We start from the raw sequence: 516 nt of genomic DNA on the forward strand, positions 1-516 counted from the left end.
TCAGTCGACGAAGTACCGAAAGTGATCGCCTTGATCGCTGCTTCGAAATCAGCTTGCGATGCCACGGTGCCGTCTTTAGCGGTCAGCACAACTTTGCTGCCGTCTGCACTGATGCTCGCAACGATGGTGGAAGGCAAGGTGCCTGCCGCCAGCGCGTCGCCAGTGATGTGCGTACCGCCGATGCTGACAGTCGCGGACTTGAGGTCTGGGCTATCGGAGTCGGCGATTTTTACATCGGTGTCGGCGATGGCGATGGCGCCGGTGTGGCCCAAGGTGAAGCTGGTGGTGTAGTTGTTGCCGGTCGCACCGCTGGAATTGTCGCCATCCAGGTCGATGGTTGGAACCACGTTCGGGGAGACAGTGATCGTGGTGACAGCAGGCGCCGAGTCGACGATGCCATCGTTGATTACAACGTTGATCGTGCGGGGGCTGGTGTCATTCGACGTAGTGCCGAAAGTGATCGCCTTGATTGCTGCTTCGAAGTCGGCTTGCGATGCAACGGTACCGTCTTTGGCA

The 516-nt window shown here is 58.7% G+C and carries 1 protein-coding gene; it reads right to left on the reverse strand.

The annotated features are described in order from the left end of the window. The coding region (locus GVN17_RS29450) for a hypothetical protein (protein WP_166598784.1) at nt 1-516 on the reverse strand (516 nt) is incomplete at both ends.

It is taken from the genome of Pseudomonas sp. SLFW (assembly GCF_009905615.1).
In the GTDB taxonomy this organism is placed as follows: Bacteria; Pseudomonadota; Gammaproteobacteria; order Pseudomonadales; family Pseudomonadaceae; genus Aquipseudomonas; species Aquipseudomonas bambusae.